The sequence below is a fragment of the Pseudomonas sp. NPDC089407 genome (assembly GCF_044900445.1).
In the GTDB taxonomy this organism is placed as follows: domain Bacteria; phylum Pseudomonadota; class Gammaproteobacteria; order Pseudomonadales; family Pseudomonadaceae; genus Aquipseudomonas.
The window spans coordinates 59,787-79,235 of the sequence record NZ_JBJDNB010000021.1 but is presented as its reverse complement, the minus strand read 5'-3'; the positions used below and the strand labels follow the sequence as shown (position 1 = coordinate 79,235).

The 19,449-nt window shown below is 60.3% G+C and carries 14 protein-coding genes; 10 read left to right on the top strand and 4 right to left on the bottom strand.

The features are described from left to right. Positions 1-38: 38 nt before the first annotated feature. The 3 genes from otnK (at position 39) to ACI2KG_RS17285 (ending at position 3,059) form a co-directional block, all read left to right on the top strand. Positions 39-1,310 (top strand): 3-oxo-tetronate kinase, encoded by a 1,272-nt coding sequence (otnK, locus tag ACI2KG_RS17295; RefSeq protein WP_404662698.1) that lies wholly within the window; start codon positions 39-41, stop codon positions 1,308-1,310. After that, positions 1,307-1,942 (top strand): 3-oxo-tetronate 4-phosphate decarboxylase, encoded by a 636-nt coding sequence (gene otnC / locus ACI2KG_RS17290; protein ID WP_404662697.1) that lies wholly within the window; start codon positions 1,307-1,309, stop codon positions 1,940-1,942. The genes otnK and otnC overlap by 4 nt, the downstream gene beginning before the upstream one ends. A gap of 70 nt (positions 1,943-2,012) precedes the next feature. Continuing rightward, complete coding sequence (locus ACI2KG_RS17285; protein WP_404662696.1) at positions 2,013-3,059, top strand: AbrB family transcriptional regulator; 1,047 nt, start codon at positions 2,013-2,015, stop codon at positions 3,057-3,059. A 16-nt stretch (positions 3,060-3,075) separates the two neighbouring features. Here the strand turns inward: ACI2KG_RS17285 and ACI2KG_RS17280 are convergent, their stop codons facing one another. Both ACI2KG_RS17280 and ACI2KG_RS17275 read right to left on the bottom strand, forming a co-directional pair. Then, positions 3,076-4,005 carry a GntR family transcriptional regulator gene (locus tag ACI2KG_RS17280; RefSeq protein ID WP_404662695.1) on the bottom strand — a complete coding sequence of 310 codons (930 nt, stop codon included), beginning with the start codon at positions 4,003-4,005 and terminating at the stop codon, positions 3,076-3,078. Positions 4,006-4,216: 211 nt separating this feature from the next. Then, the gene (locus tag ACI2KG_RS17275) at positions 4,217-5,515 is read right to left on the bottom strand and encodes an OprD family porin (RefSeq protein WP_404662694.1); all 1,299 of its coding nucleotides are present in this window, start codon (positions 5,513-5,515) and stop codon (positions 4,217-4,219) included. A gap of 364 nt (positions 5,516-5,879) precedes the next feature. On the opposite strand from ACI2KG_RS17275, the gene pyk reads away from it, so the two are divergent. The 5 genes from pyk (at position 5,880) to ACI2KG_RS17250 (ending at position 11,810) form a co-directional block, all read left to right on the top strand. Next, positions 5,880-7,328, top strand: a complete 1,449-nt coding sequence (pyk, locus tag ACI2KG_RS17270; protein WP_404662693.1) for a pyruvate kinase — start codon at positions 5,880-5,882, stop codon at positions 7,326-7,328. A gap of 131 nt (positions 7,329-7,459) precedes the next feature. Further along, the gene (gene tpiA / locus ACI2KG_RS17265; RefSeq protein ID WP_404662692.1) at positions 7,460-8,215 is read left to right on the top strand and encodes a triose-phosphate isomerase; all 756 of its coding nucleotides are present in this window, start codon (positions 7,460-7,462) and stop codon (positions 8,213-8,215) included. 50 nt (positions 8,216-8,265) lie between these two features. Continuing rightward, positions 8,266-9,891: an NADP-dependent glyceraldehyde-3-phosphate dehydrogenase gene (locus tag ACI2KG_RS17260; protein ID WP_404662691.1), complete on the top strand. Its 1,626-nt coding sequence runs from the start codon at positions 8,266-8,268 to the stop codon at positions 9,889-9,891. A 141-nt stretch (positions 9,892-10,032) separates the two neighbouring features. Beyond that, on the top strand, positions 10,033-10,788 hold the full coding sequence (locus ACI2KG_RS17255; RefSeq protein ID WP_404662690.1) for a TerC family protein: 756 nt from the start codon (positions 10,033-10,035) through the stop codon (positions 10,786-10,788). 266 nt (positions 10,789-11,054) lie between these two features. Continuing rightward, positions 11,055-11,810, top strand: a complete 756-nt coding sequence (locus ACI2KG_RS17250) for an SDR family NAD(P)-dependent oxidoreductase (RefSeq protein ID WP_404662689.1) — start codon at positions 11,055-11,057, stop codon at positions 11,808-11,810. A 271-nt stretch (positions 11,811-12,081) separates the two neighbouring features. Here the strand turns inward: ACI2KG_RS17250 and ACI2KG_RS17245 are convergent, their stop codons facing one another. Next, complete coding sequence (locus ACI2KG_RS17245) at positions 12,082-14,469, bottom strand: membrane-bound PQQ-dependent dehydrogenase, glucose/quinate/shikimate family (protein ID WP_404662731.1); 2,388 nt, start codon at positions 14,467-14,469, stop codon at positions 12,082-12,084. A 279-nt stretch (positions 14,470-14,748) separates the two neighbouring features. Next, positions 14,749-15,408 carry a TetR/AcrR family transcriptional regulator gene (locus ACI2KG_RS17240; protein WP_404662688.1) on the bottom strand — a complete coding sequence of 220 codons (660 nt, stop codon included), beginning with the start codon at positions 15,406-15,408 and terminating at the stop codon, positions 14,749-14,751. A gap of 171 nt (positions 15,409-15,579) precedes the next feature. On the opposite strand from ACI2KG_RS17240, the gene ACI2KG_RS17235 reads away from it, so the two are divergent. Continuing rightward, positions 15,580-17,706 carry a hydantoinase/oxoprolinase family protein gene (locus ACI2KG_RS17235; protein WP_404662687.1) on the top strand — a complete coding sequence of 709 codons (2,127 nt, stop codon included), beginning with the start codon at positions 15,580-15,582 and terminating at the stop codon, positions 17,704-17,706. Continuing rightward, on the top strand, positions 17,703-19,424 hold the full coding sequence (locus tag ACI2KG_RS17230) for a hydantoinase B/oxoprolinase family protein (RefSeq protein ID WP_404662686.1): 1,722 nt from the start codon (positions 17,703-17,705) through the stop codon (positions 19,422-19,424). The genes ACI2KG_RS17235 and ACI2KG_RS17230 overlap by 4 nt, the downstream gene beginning before the upstream one ends. Positions 19,425-19,449 lie beyond the last annotated feature (25 nt).

Here is a 19,449-nt window from a genome sequence, read left to right as displayed (position 1 = left end):
TCCCTACAGCATTCGGTGCCAGGCAGGAGGAACTGGCCGTGAGCCAACCATTACTGGGCTGCATCGCAGACGATTTCACCGGCGGCACCGATTTGGCCAGCATGCTGGTGCGTGGCGGCATGCGCACCCTGCAAGTCATTGGCGTCCCTACTGGCCCGATCGAGGCCGATGTCGACGCTGTAGTAATCGCTCTCAAAAGCCGCACATTGCCAGTCGATGAAGCCGTGCAGGAATCGCTCGCAGCATTGGCCTGGCTCAAGGCTGCTGGTTGCCGACAATACTTTTTCAAGTACTGTTCCACGTTCGATTCCACGGCTCAAGGCAACATCGGGCCGGTTGCCGATGCGCTGCTTGACGCCCTGGAGGCTCCGTTCGCATTGGCCTGCCCGGCGTTTCCGGAAAACCAGCGCACGTTGTTCAACGGCCACCTGTTCGTCGGCGACACGCTGCTGAGCGAATCTGGCATGCGCCATCACCCCCTTACCCCCATGACCGACGCCAACCTGGTCCGCGTGCTTCAGCAACAGACGTCACGCAAAGTCGGCCTTGTTCGCCACGCGGCGGTAAGCCAGGGTGCGAATGCGATACGTACGGCGTTCGCCGAGCTGCAGGCGCAAGGTCATGGCTATGCCATCATCGATGCCATCTCCAACGCCGACCTGATCACCATTGGTGAGGCTGCCAGTGACCAGGTGCTCATCACTGGCGGCTCCGGCGTGGCCTTGGGCCTGCCCGACAACTTCAAGCGGTCCGGCCTGCTGCCGGAAGCCTCTAGCGCATCCACACTTCCGTCGGTCGAGGGCCTTGCTGCCGTGCTTTCGGGCAGTTGCTCGATCGCCACCAACGGCCAGGTCGCCGCGTGGCGTGAGAGCGGTCGGGCAAGCTTCGCCATCGATCCGCTAGAATTGGCCGATGGCCATGACCTGGTAACGCGGGCACTGGACTGGGCACAACCGCTTTTGCCTCGAGGGCCAGTGCTGGTTTATGCCAGCGCGCAACCCGAGGCGGTCAAAGCCGTGCAGGCGCGCCTGGGCGTTCAGGCTGCCGGAGAAATCGTAGAGCGCGCCTTATCACAAATTGCGGTGGGCCTGCTCGAACTGGGCGTACGCACTTTCGTAGTCGCCGGTGGCGAGACGTCGGGGGCGGTGGTAAAAGCCCTGGATGTAGAAGCGCTGCGCATCGGTGCCTCGATCACCCCCGGTGTACCTTGGACCGTGGGCCACGGGCGCGTCACCGTAGCGCTGGCGCTCAAGTCCGGAAACTTCGGCGGCCGCGACTTCTTCACCGAGGCACTGGAGCTGGCGCCATGAACGAGAACAAGCAACGCGAAGAAATCGTCCTGCTGGGTAAGTCAATGTACGATCGCGGCCTTACCCATGGCGGCACTGGCAACATCAGTGTGCGCCTGGACGACGGATGGCTGCTGACCCCAACCGGTTCGTCCCTTGGCCGGCTGGATCCCGCGCGCCTGACAAAACTCGATTGGGACGGCCGCCATATAAGCGGCGACAAGCCCTCGAAAGAGCTGATGCTGCACCTGGCCATGTACCAGGAGCGCCCCACCAGTGGCGCAGTGGTGCACCTGCACTCGACTCACTCGGTGGCGGTGTCGGTGCTGGACGGGCTGGACCCGGATGACCTGCTGCCAGCCATCACGGCCTACTATGCCATGCGTGTAGGCAAACTGCCGCTGGTACCTTACTACGCACCTGGCGATCCGGCACTGGCCGAGGCCGTGCGCTCATTTTCCAGCAAGCACCATGCGATGTTGCTGGCGCACCACGGGCCTGTGGTAGCCGGGAGCGACTTGCATGCTGCGGTCGATGCTACTGAAGAGCTTGAAGCGACAGCGCAGCTGTTCTTGCTGATCTTCCAGCATAAGTTCCGCACGCTCACCCCCGAGCAGGTTGCAGACCTGCGACGCCAATACCCGATCAAGTGAAGGACCTCTGGTTCAGGTTGATCCGGCCAGCACTGGCCGGACCAACCTGAACCGCAGCCAAGGAAGAGAGATGTTCAGCACCCTCAAAACCTGGTGGGCAACGCCGCTTGTTGGCATCGGCGGTGCACTGCTGGCCAGCGCAGCGAATTGGCCACTGCCGTGGATCATCGGCTCGATGCTCGCTGTGATCCTGGTAAGATGCAGTGGCTGGGCCATCGCAGAAATTCCCAATGGGCGCAAATCCGGCCAATGGCTCATCGCCACCTCCATCGGTCTGCATTTCACCCAGTCGGTACTTCACGAAATTCTCGGGCACTTCCCCTTGATGCTGGCCGCAGCGGTTTTGACGTTGCTGCTGGCATTGGTCGGTATTGCGTTCATGCGTCGCCAGGGCATGGACCTGACGACTGCCTATCTGGCGTTCATGCCAGCCAACTTCGCCGAAATGATCCAGCTGGGCATACGCTATCAGGCGAATGTTCCTCAAATTGCAGCCGCGCATAGCGTGCGCCTGGTGTTGATTGTGCTCAGCGTGCCTCCCAGCCTGTTTGTGCTCATGCACATGAACCCTGCAGCGCCGTCGGCGCACCTGCCCGCCGATTGGCACTGGCTGGCGCCCATGCTCGCTGGCGGCGTGCTGGTGGCGGTGCTGTGGAAGCGGGTTGGCTTACCAAACCCGTGGATGTTCGGGCCCATGGCGTTGTGTGCGATTGTCACTGCCGTGTTCGATCTGCACATGGCGCTCCCTAGCCAGTTGAGCCATTACGGCCAGCTGATGATCGGCTGCGCCTTGGGCAGTTTCTTCGATCGAGGGTTCTTCCGTCGCTCGCCGCTGTACCTCGCCAAGGTGGCGGCATTTACCTTGTCGATGATCAGCTGCACCTTTTTGTTCGCCTGGGCCTTTGCGTCGCTGGCGGGCCTTCCGGTGTTGGCGGTGGCGCTGGGCATGATGCCAGGCAGTACCACTGAAATGTACCTGACGGCCGAAGCGCTGAACCTGGGTGCGGGGATGGTTACTGCGATGCAGATCATGCGTCTTGTGGTTGTGATGCTGTGCGCCGAGCCAGTGCTCAAGTACTGGCTACGGCGGCTCCCCTCGGACAACGCGCAGCGCTAGCGGCCCTCGAACACCGTCAGACCTCGACGCTGCGCGCAGGCTCCTGCACCTCTGCAGCACGGCGCAGCTGGAGGATGGGTGACTTGCGTGCGAGTGAGCCACTGAGGTGGCGCTTCATAAGGTGGGCGGCTTCAAGGTTGTCGCCCTCCTCCACCAGCTCGACCATGCGCAGGTGCTCGGCGCATTGGGTGTACTGGCGCTTGCGATCGATCATCGAGCGATACTCGATCAGGCGCCGCATGTTGTTCAGCTGACGCAGTATCATGAGGTACAGCGGGTTGCCCGACAGCTTGATCAGTTCTTCATGGAAGCGAATACCCGATTTCAGGAGCCGGTCAGCGGGCAGCGTGTCGATGCCCCCCGCCAGCAGATCGCTCTGCTCCTTCTTGAGCCGACGCAAGACCTCCAGGTCGCAATTGAAACTCGCCTCCAACAATGCCGCAGGCTCGATCAACGAGCGAACGCGATAGATCTGCTCCAGGGTTTCGGGCGTTTTCGCCACATCCAGGAAACGCCAGCCGTATCCTGGTTTAGGCTCGGCCCACCCCACCTTGGCCGCGCGGTTGAGAATATCAATGACCTGGAACTTGGTCAGATTGTAGCGCTCGCGTAGATACTTCTCCGTCACCTCTGAGGGGATAGCGTCATTCAGCCAATCCTCCGAAAGCCGGTAATACTCGACCGGTTCTTCGTCCGAGGTAACCTCGTCAGTGCCCAACGCCAGTTCACCGGGCATTTCCAGCACAAAGAACCCACGGTTGGGGATCTGTTCGAGCAATTGCTGATCGGCGAGCGCCGTCAACGCCTCACGAGCCGGTGAGCGCGAGACATGGAAGGTGTCGGCCACTTTCTGCGCGCTTAGGTGCGCACCGGGGGCGAGTTCGCCCAGTTGAATCTTTTGCCGGATTTCAGAAACGATTCTCTGGACTAGGGTGCTCGAAGCCATCTGATTGAACCATTGACGGGATATTGGTTTTGGTGCTCAAAACATCTGCAGTATACGCGAGTCGAACTGCCGCGTGCTCCGCTTAAGTCGTCCCACTATGGCGCTCTACCCGCCCCGCCCGCATGCGCCGCCTTGGTAGCCGCGCTCAGAGCAAGTAGATTGATGGGCCCCTGATACGCCGCGCATCAGGAGCCGCCGTTGTCGATGATGATCAGAAGATGTCGAGCGGATACTCGACGATCAGCCGTACTTCATCGACATCACCCTCCCCCTGCGCCTCGTTGGCTCGGTGGGTGGCGTGCCGCAATCGCAGCGACAAATCCTTCGCTGCACCGGATTGAACCACGTAGCGCACATCCAGGTTTCGCTCCCAGTGTTTACCGCCATCCCCCTGCAAACCGGCGTAACCACCTTGCGGGTCGGCTTTGGTTCCATCGATATCGTCGCCTTTGACATAGCGAGCGGAGAATTTCAGTCCGGGCACTCCATAGCCCGCCATGTCCAGGTCATAGCGCAACTGGTAGGAGCGCTCGTTGGCGCCGTTGAAGTCTGAGTAATTGACAGAGTTGGCAAGGAAGATCGAATCACCGCCGACATAGTCGAATGGCGTATCACCGTCCACCTTCTGGTAGGCGGCCGTCAGCTTATGTGGGCCGAAGGCGTATCCGACAGAGAAGCTATACGTGGTGTTATCGATGGCGCCCTGCAGGGCACTGCCGGTGTCCTTGGTAGTGTAGAGGTTGAAGTCGAAGTCCAATGACTGGTTATCGGACAACGGCAACGCATAAAGCAGATTGCCGTAGTACTGGTGCCACGTGTCATCGAAATCAGAGGCGTAAAACGTGGCATTGAGCTGTTTGCTCAGGGCGTAAGTCGCACCGATGAAGTCGATGGACTTTCCGATCCTGCCCTCCCCGTAATTGAGGTAGAGGTCTTCGTCATGATTGCTGGAGTCACGCAGTTTGTAAGCTGTGAAATGCCCGGCATTGACCTCAAGGTCCTGCAGCTCGCGACTGGTCAGCAGAAATCCGGTAGCCGTTTCTGGCAGCAGGCGCGAGTCACCGGTGGCGAACACGGGGATTTCGGTACGCATGTCTCCGTAGCGCAGCGCCGTATTGGATATTCGCACCTTCACTGCGGCCCCTGCGCTGGAATAGCTATCCTCAGGCCTTCCCTCGCTATCGACTGGCAGAAGATCAGCGCCCGACCGGCCCCGACCACTGTCAAGCTTCAAGCCCAGCAGGCCATGGGCGTCCACGCCTAAACCAACGGTACCTTGGGTGAAACCCGACTCGTAAAACGCCATCAGGCCGTGAGCCCACTCCTCGCGATAACTCTGGTCGCCGGGGGCCGCGTCCCTGAAGTCGCGGTTGAAGTAGAAGTTGCGGTTAAGCAGTCGAAGGCTGCTGCCCTCGATGAAACCGTCCGATTCCGCTTGGTCGGAGGCAAAGGCCAGGACGCTGGACAGGCTGAGCGCCAGCGCCGTGAAGCCGGATCTTGCTACATGCATTGTGGATTTCCTGGTTTAGAAGTTATTGCCTGGCGGGTTAGCGCGGGGCTTTGTTGTTGTGAATCTAAACAGCGTGGGCACGGTGCATACCTAGCCGCACTGACCATGCGCTCTGCGCCCTGATGCAAGCCGATGCCACCGAATGGAAGACACAGGCGTCATCAAAATACCATTGCATTTACGCGTGTCAATGTGCCAATCTTGAAAACGTCAGACAGGCAGTGAATGCGAATAATGCATCGCAATGATGCACCAAAAATGCTGGATCGAGCGTTGCTCAATTGGCAACGTTTGGACTTTTGCGCCCATACATCCAATAACGCCCACAGCCGGCGACTGCCGTGCTTTTGAAGGAACCTTCTGCATGCAGCGAAGAACAAAAATAGTTGCGACCTTGGGCCCTGCTACCGAGTCAGCCGAGGCTATCGAAGGGCTGATTCGTGCTGGCGTAGACGTGGTGCGCCTGAACTTCTCCCACGGTTCGGCACAAGAGCATATTGCGCGAGCTGACCTGGTGCGCGAGATAGCGCGCAGATACGGTCGTTTCGTCGCCATCCTCGCTGACCTGCAGGGGCCGAAGATCCGTATTGCGCGCTTTGCTGAGGGCAAAGTTCAGTTACACAAGGGCCAGCGCTTCGTGCTGGACGCTGCACTCGACAAGCACAGTGGCACCGCAGATACAGTGGGCATCGACTACGAAGCGCTGATCAGTGACAGCCGCCCAGGCGACGTACTGCTGCTGGACGATGGCCGCATCGAGATGCAAGTTTTGCAAGTCCAGGCCACGCAACTGGTCTGCGAAGTGCTGGTTGGCGGACCGCTATCCAACAACAAAGGCATCAACCGCAAAGGCGGCGGGCTGTCTGCCAGCGCGCTCACCGACAAGGACCGCGAGGATATCCGCACAGCGGCCGGTATGAAGGTCGACTACCTGGCGGTCTCCTTCCCACGCGACGCCGCAGATATGCTGCTGGCGCGTCAACTGCTGCAGGAGGCCGGGGGCGAAGCCGGACTGATCGCCAAGATCGAGCGCGCCGAAACCGTCGCCGATCACGCGGTACTGGATGGCATCATAGAAGCCAGCGAAGGGGTAATGGTGGCGCGCGGGGATCTAGGCGTAGAAATCGGCGACGCCGAGTTGGTGGCGGTACAGAAGCTGATCATCGACCGCGCCCGCTCGCTAAACCGCGTGGTGATTACCGCGACGCAAATGATGGAGTCGATGATCACCCAGTCGATGCCGACCCGCGCCGAAGTATTCGATGTGGCTAACGCCGTGCTCGACGGCACTGACGCAGTCATGCTGTCAGCCGAGACCGCTGCCGGCGCTTACCCGGTCGAAACCGTGGAGGCCATGGTCCGGGTCATCAACGGTGCCGAACGCCACCCCCAGACGCAGCGCTCCAAGCACCGCATGGACGAAGTGTTCCAGCGTATCGACGAAACCATCGCGTTGTCGGCCATGTATGCCGCCAACCACCTGAGCGGGGTAAAGGCCATCATCAGTCTGACCGAAAGTGGCGACACGCCGCGCCTGATGTCGCGCATTCGCTCGCACCTGCCCATTTACGCTTGCTCCAGCAATACCCGCACCCAACACCGCGTTGCTTTGTTCCGCGGGGTCCAGGCGCTGCCTTTCAGCCCTGAGCATATGTCGCTTGAGGAACTCAGCCAACGGGTGGTGCAGGCCCTGCTGGAGCGCAACGTTGTCACGCGCGGTGACCACGTGCTGATCACCCGAGGCGACCATGCCCATGACCAGGGCGGGACCAATACGCTGCGCATCGTCCAGGTTGGCGATGTGGTTCGCTGACCGGGTGGACGTGTCGATGAATGAAACAGCCGCCAACCGCCAACTGCAAACCGTGCAGGTATGGCAGGCGCAAGCCCTCTACTCGGTAAATGTCCTGAGCCACGGTCGCAACTGACGCTGGAGAACTCCCAATGAACGCAAAACTGGTCATCGCCAACTGGAAAATGCATGGCACTCATGCCACCAATGCCCGCCTGATCGACGCCCTGCTACCGAGCCTGCAGGGCATTGACGGCGTACAAGTCGCGATATGCCCGCCCATGCCGTACCTCGCGCAACTGAGCGATCTGCTCGAACACACCTCAGTCGCGGTGGGCGCGCAGAACATCAGCGAGCGCGCCCAAGGCGCCTTCACGGGTGAGGTGAGCGGCCAGATGCTGGCAGATCTGGGTTGCGCCTACGCGCTGGTGGGCCACTCCGAGCGCCGCAGTCTGTATGGCGAAACCGATGCTCAGGTAGCAATGAAATTCGAGGCCGCACTGAATGCCGGGCTAACGCCAGTGCTGTGCCTGGGCGAAACCATTCATCAGCGCAAAGCCGGCAATACCAACGCCGTAATCGGCTCGCAACTCAAGGCAGTACTTGACCAGGTCGGCATCGCAAAGTTGGCCAAAGGGGTCATCGCCTATGAGCCGGTCTGGGCCATCGGCACCGGCGAAACCGCAACTCCCGAACAGGCGCAGCAGGTGCACAGGCACATTCGCCAGGTACTGGCCGCCCGCGACCCGGCCCTCGCTGCCGGCATCACCTTGCTGTACGGCGGCAGCGTCAAAGACGACAACGCTGCCCAGCTGTTTGCCCAGCATGACATTGACGGTGGGCTGATCGGCGGAGCATCACTGGATGCCACCTCGTTTGTCGCCATCTGCCAGGCCGCCTGCGCCTGATCCGCCCCTGCACGCGCATCCCCAGACAACAAATTCAATAAGGAACCCGCATGAGCACTGACACCCGCCTGAACAACCTCTTCCCCACGTCCGAGCAGATTCCCCAGGCCTATCGCCTCGGCTCCCCTAGCGAGCAACGTGACTACCTGGTCGACGGCCAGCTACGCCACTGGCAGGGACAGGTCGCTACCGTGCGCAGCCCGGTGCACCTGGCCGGCGCCGAGGGTGACCAGCCCGTCGTGCTTGGCAGCGCCCCGCTACTCGATGCCGAGGCCGCGCTCGACGCACTGCAGGCGGCGGTGCGGGCCTACGACAATGGCCAGGGCGCCTGGCCGACCATGCGCGTGGCTGATCGCATCCTGCACGTCGAGGCGTTCCTGACCCGAATGCGTGAACAGCGTGAAACTGTGGTCAAGCTGCTGATGTGGGAGATCGGCAAGAACCTCAAGGATTCGGAAAAAGAGTTCGACCGCACCTGTGACTATATCGTTGACACCATCAATGCGCTCAAGGACCTGGATCGCCGTTCAAGCCGCTTTGAACTCGAACAAGGTACCCTTGGCCAGATTCGTCGCGTCCCCTTGGGCGTGACCCTGTGCATGGGCCCTTACAATTACCCGCTCAATGAAACCTTCACCACGCTGATCCCCGCGCTGATCATGGGTAACACCGTGGTTTTCAAGCCGGCAAAGTTTGGCGTGCTGCTGATCCGCCCGTTGCTCGAAGCGTTTCGAGACAGCTTCCCGGCAGGCGTGATCAACGTCATCTACGGCAGCGGCCGGGAAACAGTCAGTGCATTGATGGCCAGCGGCAAGGTCGATGTGTTCGCCTTCATCGGTACTCATAAAGCCGCCAGCGACCTGAAAAAGCTGCACCCACGCCCACACCGTCTGCGCGCAGCCCTGGGTCTGGACGCGAAGAACCCCGGCGTGGTGCTGCCCGACGTCGACCTGGACAACGCCGTCAGCGAAGCCATTACCGGCGCCCTCTCGTTCAACGGGCAACGCTGCACGGCGCTGAAAATCCTGTTCGTTCACGAAGACGTAGCCGACCAGTTCCTCGACAAGTTCAACCAGAAACTGGCAGCACTCAAGCCTGGCATGCCCTGGGAACCCGGCGTGGCCCTGACGCCGCTGCCAGAAGCCGGCAAAACCGACTACCTGGCAACCCTGGTGGCCGACGCGCAAAGCAAAGGCGCCAAGGTGGTCAACCCCGGGGGCGGTGAAATCCGCGGTTCATTCTTCTACCCGGCGGTGCTTTACCCGGTTAGCGCCCAGATGCGGGTGTACAACGAAGAGCAATTCGGCCCAGTGGTGCCTGTGGTGCCCTATCGTGATCTGCAGACTGTGATCGACTACGTGCTCGATTCGGACTTCGGCCAGCAGGCGAGCATCTTCGGCAACGACAGCGCGCAGGTGGGGCGCCTGGTGGATGCCTTCGCCAACCAGGTCGGGCGCATCAACATCAATGCCCAATGCCAACGAGGCCCGGACACCTTCCCGTTCAACGGCCGCAAGAACAGCGCCGAGGGCACATTGTCTGTGCACGATGCACTGCGGGTGTTCTCCATCCGCACCTTGGTAGCGACAAAGTTCCAGGCGGACAACAAGACCTTGATCAGCGACATCATCCAGAAGCGCGAGTCCAGCTTCCTTACCACTGACTACCTCTTCTGAAGTTCAACGATGACCCCTTGCGCATTACATGAGGCTTTTCACAGCAAGCGCCTCTGCGTCACGTGGGGGCGGCGTTTTTAGCCGCTCCTTTGTTTATTCGAGTCCTGCGCCCAAGCGGGGAAGTCAATACAGGAAGCAATTATGGAATGGCTAACAAGCCCAGAGATTTGGGTTGCCTTTTTCACTCTTACCGCCTTGGAAATCGTTCTGGGCATCGACAACATCATCATGATCGCCATCCTGGTAGGTCGGATGCCGCCGCATATGCGCGCACGTACACGGTTCTTCGGGCTTGCCCTGGCAATGGTCACGCGCATCATGCTGTTGCTCTCGATCACCTGGATCATGAGCCTCACACGCGATCTGTTCACCGTCTGGAACCACGGGATTACGGGCCGTGACCTGATCCTGTTTTTCGGCGGCCTGTTCCTGCTGTACAAGAGCAGCACGGAAATGTTCCAGAGCCTGGAAGGTGAAGAGGAGCAGACTGACACTGCTCAAGGGAAAGGCCGCGGCTTCGTTGCCACGATTATCCAGATCGCGATTATCGACATCGTGTTTTCGCTGGACTCGGTGATCACCGCAGTGGGCATGGTGCCCCACGTCCCTGTAATGGTGGCAGCGATTATTGTCGCAGTCCTGATCATGATGCTAGCCGCAGGCGCGATCAGTGCCTTCATCGAACGGCACCCAAGCCTGAAGATGCTTGCCCTGTCATTCCTGGTCGTCGTCGGCACAGTACTGATCGCTGAGGCGTTCGAGGTACACGTTCCTAAAGGCTACGTCTACTTCGCCATGGCGTTCTCACTGGCTGTGGAAGCGCTGAACATCAAGATGCGTGCGAACAGAAAGCAGCCGCTTGCTGCGCTTGCTTGCGAGGCGCAGAAAATCGATTGACCGATGAGCATCCGGGTGCCGCTCATCGGGCAAGCCGCGCCGGGCAAGCACAGTAGAGCGATCAACGAAGCGGCGCACCTCATCGTGGGGTCAGGAGCGCCCGAGCGCCGTCAGCCCATATGGATGACGGCCTCGATGTCAACTTCGCTACACGTAGACCAGCCTCTGTTTCAACGCTGCCAGTCCGAGTCGGTTGACACGTCGTCACGTTAGTCGATAGCTTTGTACGCAGAGCTGCACACAACCACAACTCACCCGGAGTCGAGATGAACAGATTCGAGAACAAAGTGGCGATCGTGACTGGCGGTGCCGGCGGTATCGGCTCGGCGATAGCTGCGCGCCTTGCAAGTGAGGGGGCAACGGTCGTGGTCAGTGACGTCAATCTGCAAACCGCACAGGACGTTGCCAAACAAATTGAGGGCTCCGGTGGCAAGGCAATCGCCCTTACTGCAGACATTAGCTCGGGTGAGGCTTGCCGTGGACTGGTGGAAACCGTTGCCAGTCAACTGGGACGCATCGATGTGCTGGTCAACAATGCTGGCATCAATCGACGTGGGAACCTTCTGGCACTGAGCGAGGACGATTGGCACGCCAGCTTCGCCATCAACCTGGACTCGATGTTCCACCTGTGCCGTGCCGTGCTGCCGATCATGATCGACAACGGCGCCGGTGCCATCGTCAACACCGCCTCACAATGGGGCCTCTACCCTGCCCCAGGCCATATTGCCTATAACGTCACGAAGGCTGCGGTAGCCTCGTTCACTCAAAACCTGGCGCGTGACTACGCCCCACAGAACATCCGCGTCAACGCCGTATGCCCAGGTGAAATTCACACCCCGATGCTTGAGGCCGGCGTGCTTCGTTCTGGCCGCACCATCGCCGACCTTGATCGGATGGTGCCGTTCGGACGTATCGGCAAGCCTGAGGAAGTTGCTGCGCTTGTGGCATTCCTTGCTTCGGATGAAGCCGCGTTCATGTGCGGGTCGCTGGTCGAGATCACCGGCGCGCAGGCAGTGGCCTGATTTGCTCAAGCCTGTCGCAGCCAATGGCTGGCTGCGACAGGCTTGAGCAAGCTGGGGCATCAGTCTACCGGAAGCGATACTCGAAGCCAGCATCGGCCTGGCATGACCGCCCACGGGCCGCTTCGTAAGATCGGGCGTTACCGGCTCGCGCCCGCGAATGCACAGCGACGTTTTTTCGGTACATGAGAAAGAAATCAGAACGAACATAAAAAACGGCCCAGGCCGGTGGAGTACCGGGCCTGGGCCTTTTTATGCGCGCTGCTTGGCTTGCTTACGGCAAGGCGTAGGCGATCACGCTGTCACCGCGCTTGTCGGAGTGCGGCGAACCACCGGCGAAAATAACCACATATTGCTTGCCGCTCTTCTCCGAACGGTAGGTAATCGGCCCGCTCTGGCTGCCAACCGGCAGACGCGACTTCCACACTTCCTCACCGGTACGGCTGTTGTAAGCGCGCAGGTAGAAGTCCTGGGTGCCGGCAAAGAACAGCAGGCCCGACTTGGTCGCCAGCGATGGGCCGAGGGTCGGCATGCCCAGCGGCAGTTGCAGCCCAGTGGCGATCCCCAGAGGACCCGTGTCCTGAACAGTCCCTACCGGAACCTGCCAGACCAGCTTGTGGGTCTTCAGGTTGACGGCCGACAGTGTACCGAAAGGCGGTGCCTGGCACGGTACGCCCAACGGCGACATGAAACGCTCGCGCCAGGTACCGAACGGCGTGCCCTTCTGCACGATAATGCCCATGCCTTCACTGCTGCCGGTGCCAGGCGGGATGTCCTTGGCCGGAACCATGTTGTAGTGCAGGCCCAGGCGCAGGTCATTGACGAACATCAGGTTGGTGGTCGGGTCGACCGAAACACCGCCCCAGTTCATGCCACCCAGCGAACCTGGGTACTGGATCGCCCAGTCTTCGCCCGGCGGGGTGAAGACACCGTCGTAACGGCTCGACTTGAAGATAATACGACAGACCAGCTGGTCGAAGGGGGTGGCCCCCCACATGTCGGACTCTTTAAGGGTTTCGTTACCGATGTTCGGCATACCTACAGAGTGCGGCTGGGTCGGCGAGTAGCGCTCCCCTGGCAGGTTGCCCTGAGGCACCGGCAGTTCCTTGATATCGGCAAGTGGCTTGCCGTTGGTGCGGTCCAGCAGGTAGATCATGCCGGTCTTGGAAGTGACCGACAGTGCCTTGGACACCGAACCGTCATCATTGGCGATGTCATACACCAGCGGCTGCCCCGTGACATCGAAGTCCCAAATGTCATGGTGCACAGTCTGGAACGACCAGACTGGGCGGCCAGTGGCAACGTTGACCGCTACGATGGACGAGCCATATTTGTCGTCGGCATCCGTGCGGAAACCTGCCCAGAAATCAGGCGTGGCGTTGCCGGTCGGCAGGTAAATCATACCCAGTTCGGCATCATAGGACATGCCCACCCAGACGTTGGGCGTACCGCGGGTATAGCCGTCCGGCGACAGAGGCTCCCGGGTAACTTCCGGATTGCCCGGATCCCAGGCCCAGACCAGCGTACCGGTTACCGCATCGAAAGCGCGGACAACACCCGGTGGCTCGTTGGTTTCAAAGTTGTCGATTACCCGACCACCAACGATCACCAGATTGCCTGCCACCAGCGGCGCGGACGACTGCTGGTAGTAACCAGGCTTGACCTCGCCCATACCGACTTTCAGGTCGACGGCGCCGTTTTCACCAAAGTTGGCGACTGGCTTGCCCGTGTGAGCGTCGATGGCCACAAGACGACCATCACCCGTTGGGAAGATCAGGCGTTGCGGGCTGACGGATGCGTCCAACGGGGCATCTGCAGCGGTACCAGGTACAACAGCCGACTTATTCGCAGTGGTGGCATCGAAGTAAGCCATGCCACGGCAGCGCTGGTAGGTGGAGTTGCCCTTGCCAGCCGCGTAACGCCAGTTTTCCTTGCCGGTGTCGATGTCGTAGGAAATGACAGTGCTGTAGGTGGTGCACACGTACAAGCTGTCACCCACCTGCAGAGGCGTATTCTGGTCTTCGGCATCCCCCAGTCCCGGCACGACGGCCTCGCCGGTATGTGCGGTCCAGGCAACTTTCAGGTCCTTGACGTTCGCCGGCGTGATATCACCGACACGCGAGAAACGCGAACCCTGGTTATCACCCGCCCAAGCCTTCCAGTCGCCAGCTTCACCTTCGGTTTTCTCAACCGCTACATCTTGTGCCGCCGCGACAGACTCAGCATCACGAATGATGTTTTTCGGCTGGAAAGCGCTGATAGCAGTCAGCACGATACCAGCCGAAGCCAACGCCCCAAGCGCCATGCCAGTCACACGGGCTTTACGAGCGCGCGTAAAAAGCGGCACCGAAAACGCGACCGCAGCACCAATGAATGCAAAGGCAAACAGGCGCGACAGCAGCGGCCAGAACTTCAGGCCGACATCAAGCAGAGCCCAGATAACGGTATACGCAACGACTACCGCAATCAGCAGCACGCCAAGGAAACGGCGTCGAATGATCATGGCTCCTGCTGCAATCAACAGAACGCCGGCGGTCAGGAAGTACCAACTCCCCCCCAACGATGCAAGCCAGGCACCGCCCCCGATGAAGTAGAGACCCGCCAACAGAATTATCGCCCCGAGGGTCGCGAGCCACGCGCGCCCCAGACGGCTCGGAATCACATCGTCTACCACGTTTACAGTCCTTCAAAGGTTACCAAAGGACCGATTGTCGCATGCATGCAGATCAGCATACAAACATGAAGCCCTATTTGTGTGCAGATATTTCATTTTATTGCGCAGATGACAGGCCCCGTAATAGAGACCCTGCGCCCCGTGCATTTGTAGTCATGCACAAAATAGGTAGAACCATTTTTCCCAGATGCAACAAGACAGTGCACCGCGTCGAAGGCGCGATGCACAGGAGTCAGGTCAAATGTCACGATCGGAGAATGCCGAGACTCAGGTTGTCGGTCGCAGATCGCAGAGGTAGCTCATCACGACGTCAGAGGCATGTTTGAGGCGAGAAGCTTTGCGCTCTGGCGAGTTGAGGTCGACATCCAGCACATAGGACAAGGTGTAGCGGTTGGTGATGAAATAAGCACCAAGCCCGGAGATGGACACGTAAAGGTCGACCCAGTCTGCATCCTGTCGAAATACGCCCTGGTCCTTGCCCTGCTGCAGAATCTCCGAGAGCGCCGCCCGCAGCGGATTGAACATTTGCGAGATGACCTTGGATTTGCGGATATGCGCGGCCTTGTGCAGATTTTCGGTCGAGAGCAACAGGTGAAAATCCGGTTGATCGATGAAATGCTGGACTGTCTTCTCGACCAGCTCGCGCATGTCATGTTCCGGATTACCCGATAGGGTCAACTGGTTCTGGCGCTCTCGCATGGCGCCATAGGCGCGCTCCATCACCTCGATGAACAGCCCTTCCTTGCTGTCGAAATAGTGATAAATCAAATTCTTGCTGATCTTGCAGCACAGCACGATCGCTTCGATGCTTGCGCCGTCGTAACCGCGCTCAGCGAACTCCTGGGTCGCAACCTTCAGGATATTTTCCCGCGTCAACGCGGCATTGCGAGTCTTCGGCTTTACGGCCGTCGGGGCGTCATTTTTCATTGCTGCGGCGATCCTTTTTCCAGCCGTTCCTGGCGAGTGTATCAGCGGCATCGCTGATGATCCTTCTTCCATGACCCGTTTGACAGGACCGGGAATTGATCCTAGCTTAACACCAACTAACTGAACGTCCAGTTAGTTAGCACCGATGATCAATCAGCAAACGGAGCAATCATGAGCACTGCATCAACAACAAGAACCAGCAGAGGCGTACGGGTAGGATGTGACATCGGCGGGACGTTCACCGACGTCGTGCTCGCACTGCCCGACGGTCGCCTGTTCGTGAACAAAACGTCCACCACTCCCGAGAACCTGGGCGAAGCCATCGTGCAAGGGCTGGGGGCCCTGCTCCAGCAGGCAGGCGTTGCGCCTGAAGACATCACCGAGATCGTGCACGGCACCACTACCGCTTCCAACACCATCCTGCAAAAGGTTGGCGCCAAGACCGGTGTACTCACCACGGCAGGCTTCAGAGACGTGCTGGAAATCGGCCGCATCCGCACGCCCACCATGTTCGATCTGTCATGGAGCAAGCCTGAGCCGCTGGCTACTCGCCGCTGGAGGCGGGGGATCCAGGAACGCATGAGCGCCACCGGAGATGTGGTCACGCCGTTGGACGAAGCTCAGCTGCTGCGCGAAGCGAAAGTCCTGGTCGACGAAGGCGTCACCGCCATTGCCATCGCCTTCATCAACAGCTACATCAACCCGGCCCACGAGCGCCGCGCCAAGCAGCTGTTGCAGCAGCACTATCCGCAGGTGCTGGTCAGCGCTTCGTTCGAGGTGTTGCCGGAGATCAAGGAATACGAACGCACCAGTACCACTGTGGTGAACGCTTACATCCTGCCGGCCATGCGTACCTATCTGGCGAGGCTGCGCCAGGACCTCGAAACCATGGGCGTGCGCGCCTCGCTGCAAGTGATGGCCTCCAATGGCGGCATGATGGGGATTACCTCGGCCAGCGAAAAACCGGTGTTCGCCGTGGCCTCTGGCCCCGCCGGCGGCGTGACGGGTGCGGCGCGCATTGGTGCGCTGGCCGGCGACGCCAACCAGATCATCTTCGACATGGGCGGCACCACCGCCAAAGCGGCACTGGTGGTCGACGGACAGCCTTCGCTGACCAATGAGTACGAATTCCGCGACGGCATCAGCGCCCCGAGCCGCTTCGTCAAAGGTGGCGGTTACGTGTTGAAAGTCCCCGCTATCGATATTGCCGAGGTGGGTGCAGGCGGCGGCTCGATTGCCTGGATCGATGCCGGCGGCCTGCTCTGTGTAGGTCCGGAATCGGCGGGCTCCTCTCCGGGCCCGGCCTGTTACAACAAAGGCAACGCGCAACCCACAGTTACCGACGCCAACATGGTGTTGGGCTACCTCAACCCAGTCGCGCTGGCCGGCGGCAGCCTTCCCGTATTCCCGGAGCTTTCCGCAAAGGCCGTCAACGAGCACATCGCGGCTCCGCTGCAACTGGACCTGCTCAAGGCCGCACACGGCATCCGCCACCTGGCTAACGTCAACATGGCCCGGGCAATCCGCGCGGTGACGGTCGAGCGCGGCCTGGACCCACGTGAAATGTCGATGATGGCGTTCGGTGGTGGCGGCCCACTGCATGCCGTGGCCGTGGCCCGCCTGCTAGGGATTCGCCGTGTGGTGGCGCCGATCATGGCCGGCGTCTTCTGCTCTGCCGGCATGCTCACAGCCGACGCCGAGCACAACTTCGTCAAGGCGATCCTGAAACCCTTCACGCAATGCGACCTCGATGCACTGTCGAGCGAAGCCATTGCACTGGGTGACCAAGGCTTCACCGTACTGGCCAGCGAAGGTTATAACGCAGACGCGGCTGAGGTCGCCTATTCAGCCGATGTGCGTTACCTCGGGCAGAGCTCGGAACTCACTGTAGCCCTCAATACCTCGCAAATCGACGCCTCTGCCCTGCAGCAACTGGCCACGGACTTCAATGCTCAATATTTGCAGACCTTCGGCTACAACAGCGACGAGCCGCTGGAACTGGTCAACCTGCGCGTCAGCGCCAGGGGCCGCAGCGCGCAACGCCTGGAGTTCGCCGACTGCAAAGTCGACGCCACCGCACTGCAAGGCACTCAGGGTGAGCGCATGGTCAGCTTCGAGGCCGACCTGCCCTACCTGTCCACCCCGGTGGTGCCTCGCGCAAGCATCGGCCAGACCCCGCTCCAGGGCCCGCTGATCATCGAAGCCTACGACACCACCATCGCCGTGCCACCTGGCTGCAGCGCATACGCCGACAGCATCGGCAACATCACCATCGACATTCAGGAGATCCGCGCATGAGCCAGGCCATCGACCCCATCACTTTTGCTGTCGTCAAGAACGCCATGGACTCGATTGTCGACGAAGTGGCCTACACCGTGCTGCGTACGGCGCGCTCGGAAATCGTCAAGGACGTCATGGACTACTCTGCGGCGATCTGTGATCGCCACGGTCAGATGATTGCTCAGGCTAAAACCATCGCCCTGCACCTGGGCGCCATCCCTGAAGCAATGGCGCAGGTCAAACTGCGCTACGGCGATAACCTGCAGCCAGGCGATGCGGTGATCGTCAATGACCCCTACCAAGGTGGCATGCACCTGCCGGACATCTTCATGTTTGCGCCGTTCTTTTATAAAGGTGAAATTGAAGGTTACAGCGTGGTCATCTGCCACCACACCGACGTAGGGGGCCGGGTGCCGGGCTCCAACGCGAGCGACTCAACCGAGATCTACCAGGAAGGGCTGCGTATCCCGGTGGTCAAGCTCTACGAAGCCGGCCAGATCAATGACGTCATGCAGCGCATCATCGCGCAGAACGTGCGCGTGCCCGATCGCGTGCTGGGTGATCTGCGCGCGCAGTATGCCGCCTGCCAGGTTGGCAGCCGCGAGCTGACCCGCCTACTCGACCGCTATGGCCGCGACGACAGCCGCCGCTACTTTGCCGAATTGCTCGACTACGCCGAGCGGCTGACCCGCGAAGAAATCCGCAAGTGGCCAAAAGGTACCTTCGTGTTCGAGGACTACATCGACGATGACGGGCTGTCGGAAGACCCGATCCCGCTCAAAGTCGCGGTCACAGTGCACGAAGATCGGGTCAGCGTCGACTACACCGGCAGCTCGCCGCAGGTGCGCGCAGCGATCAACTCCACCCTGTCCTATACCAAGTCGTGCTCCTACCTGAGTGTGCGCTGTGCACTCAAGGGTGACGTGCCAAACAACGAAGGGCTGTTCCGTTGCGTCGATGTACATGTGCCCGAAGGCACTGTGCTCAATCCGCTGGAACCCGCTGCGGTTGCTGCACGAGCACTTACAGGCTATCGGGTCTTCGACACCATGTTAGGCGCGCTGGCACAGGTCGTCCCCGACCGTATCCCGGCTGCAGGTGAGGGTGGCAACACAGTTGTCTGCCTCTCCGGCAAAAAAGACGACGGCAGCGGCTACATCATCGTCGACATGGTCTGTGGCGCCTGGGGTGCACGCCCCCATGCCGATGGTGTGGAAGCCATCACCAACGCCTCGCAGAACCTGTCCAACACCCCGGTCGAAACACTTGAAGCCCAGCACCCGGTGCGGGTCGAGGCCTATGAGTTGGTGGCAGACAGCTGTGGTGCCGGCCGCTACCGCGGCGGGCTTGGTGTTCTGCGCAGTTACCGCGTTCTGGGCGATGAAGTGTTGTTGCAGCTGCGGGCGGATCGAATGAAGTTCCGCCCCTACGGTTTGCAAGGTGGCCTGCCAGCCAGCCCGGCAATCAACGAGCTGCAGCATGGCGAAGAAACACGCTCACTGCCCAGCAAAGTTGGCATCACGATTGCTCGCAACGATGTCGTCTCACATACCCAGCCAGGCGGCGGCGGTTTCGGCAATCCGCTCGAGCGGCCACTGTCGGCAATCGAACACGATGTGTGGAACCACAAGATGACCGCGGCCTTTGTCCGCGAACACTACCGGGCCGTTGTAGACCCTGATTCCGGAAAGCTTGATGAAATCGCCACAGCGGAGCTGCGTGCTATGGCCAACTGATCGTGGGGCGTAAGCCCCACTTCCT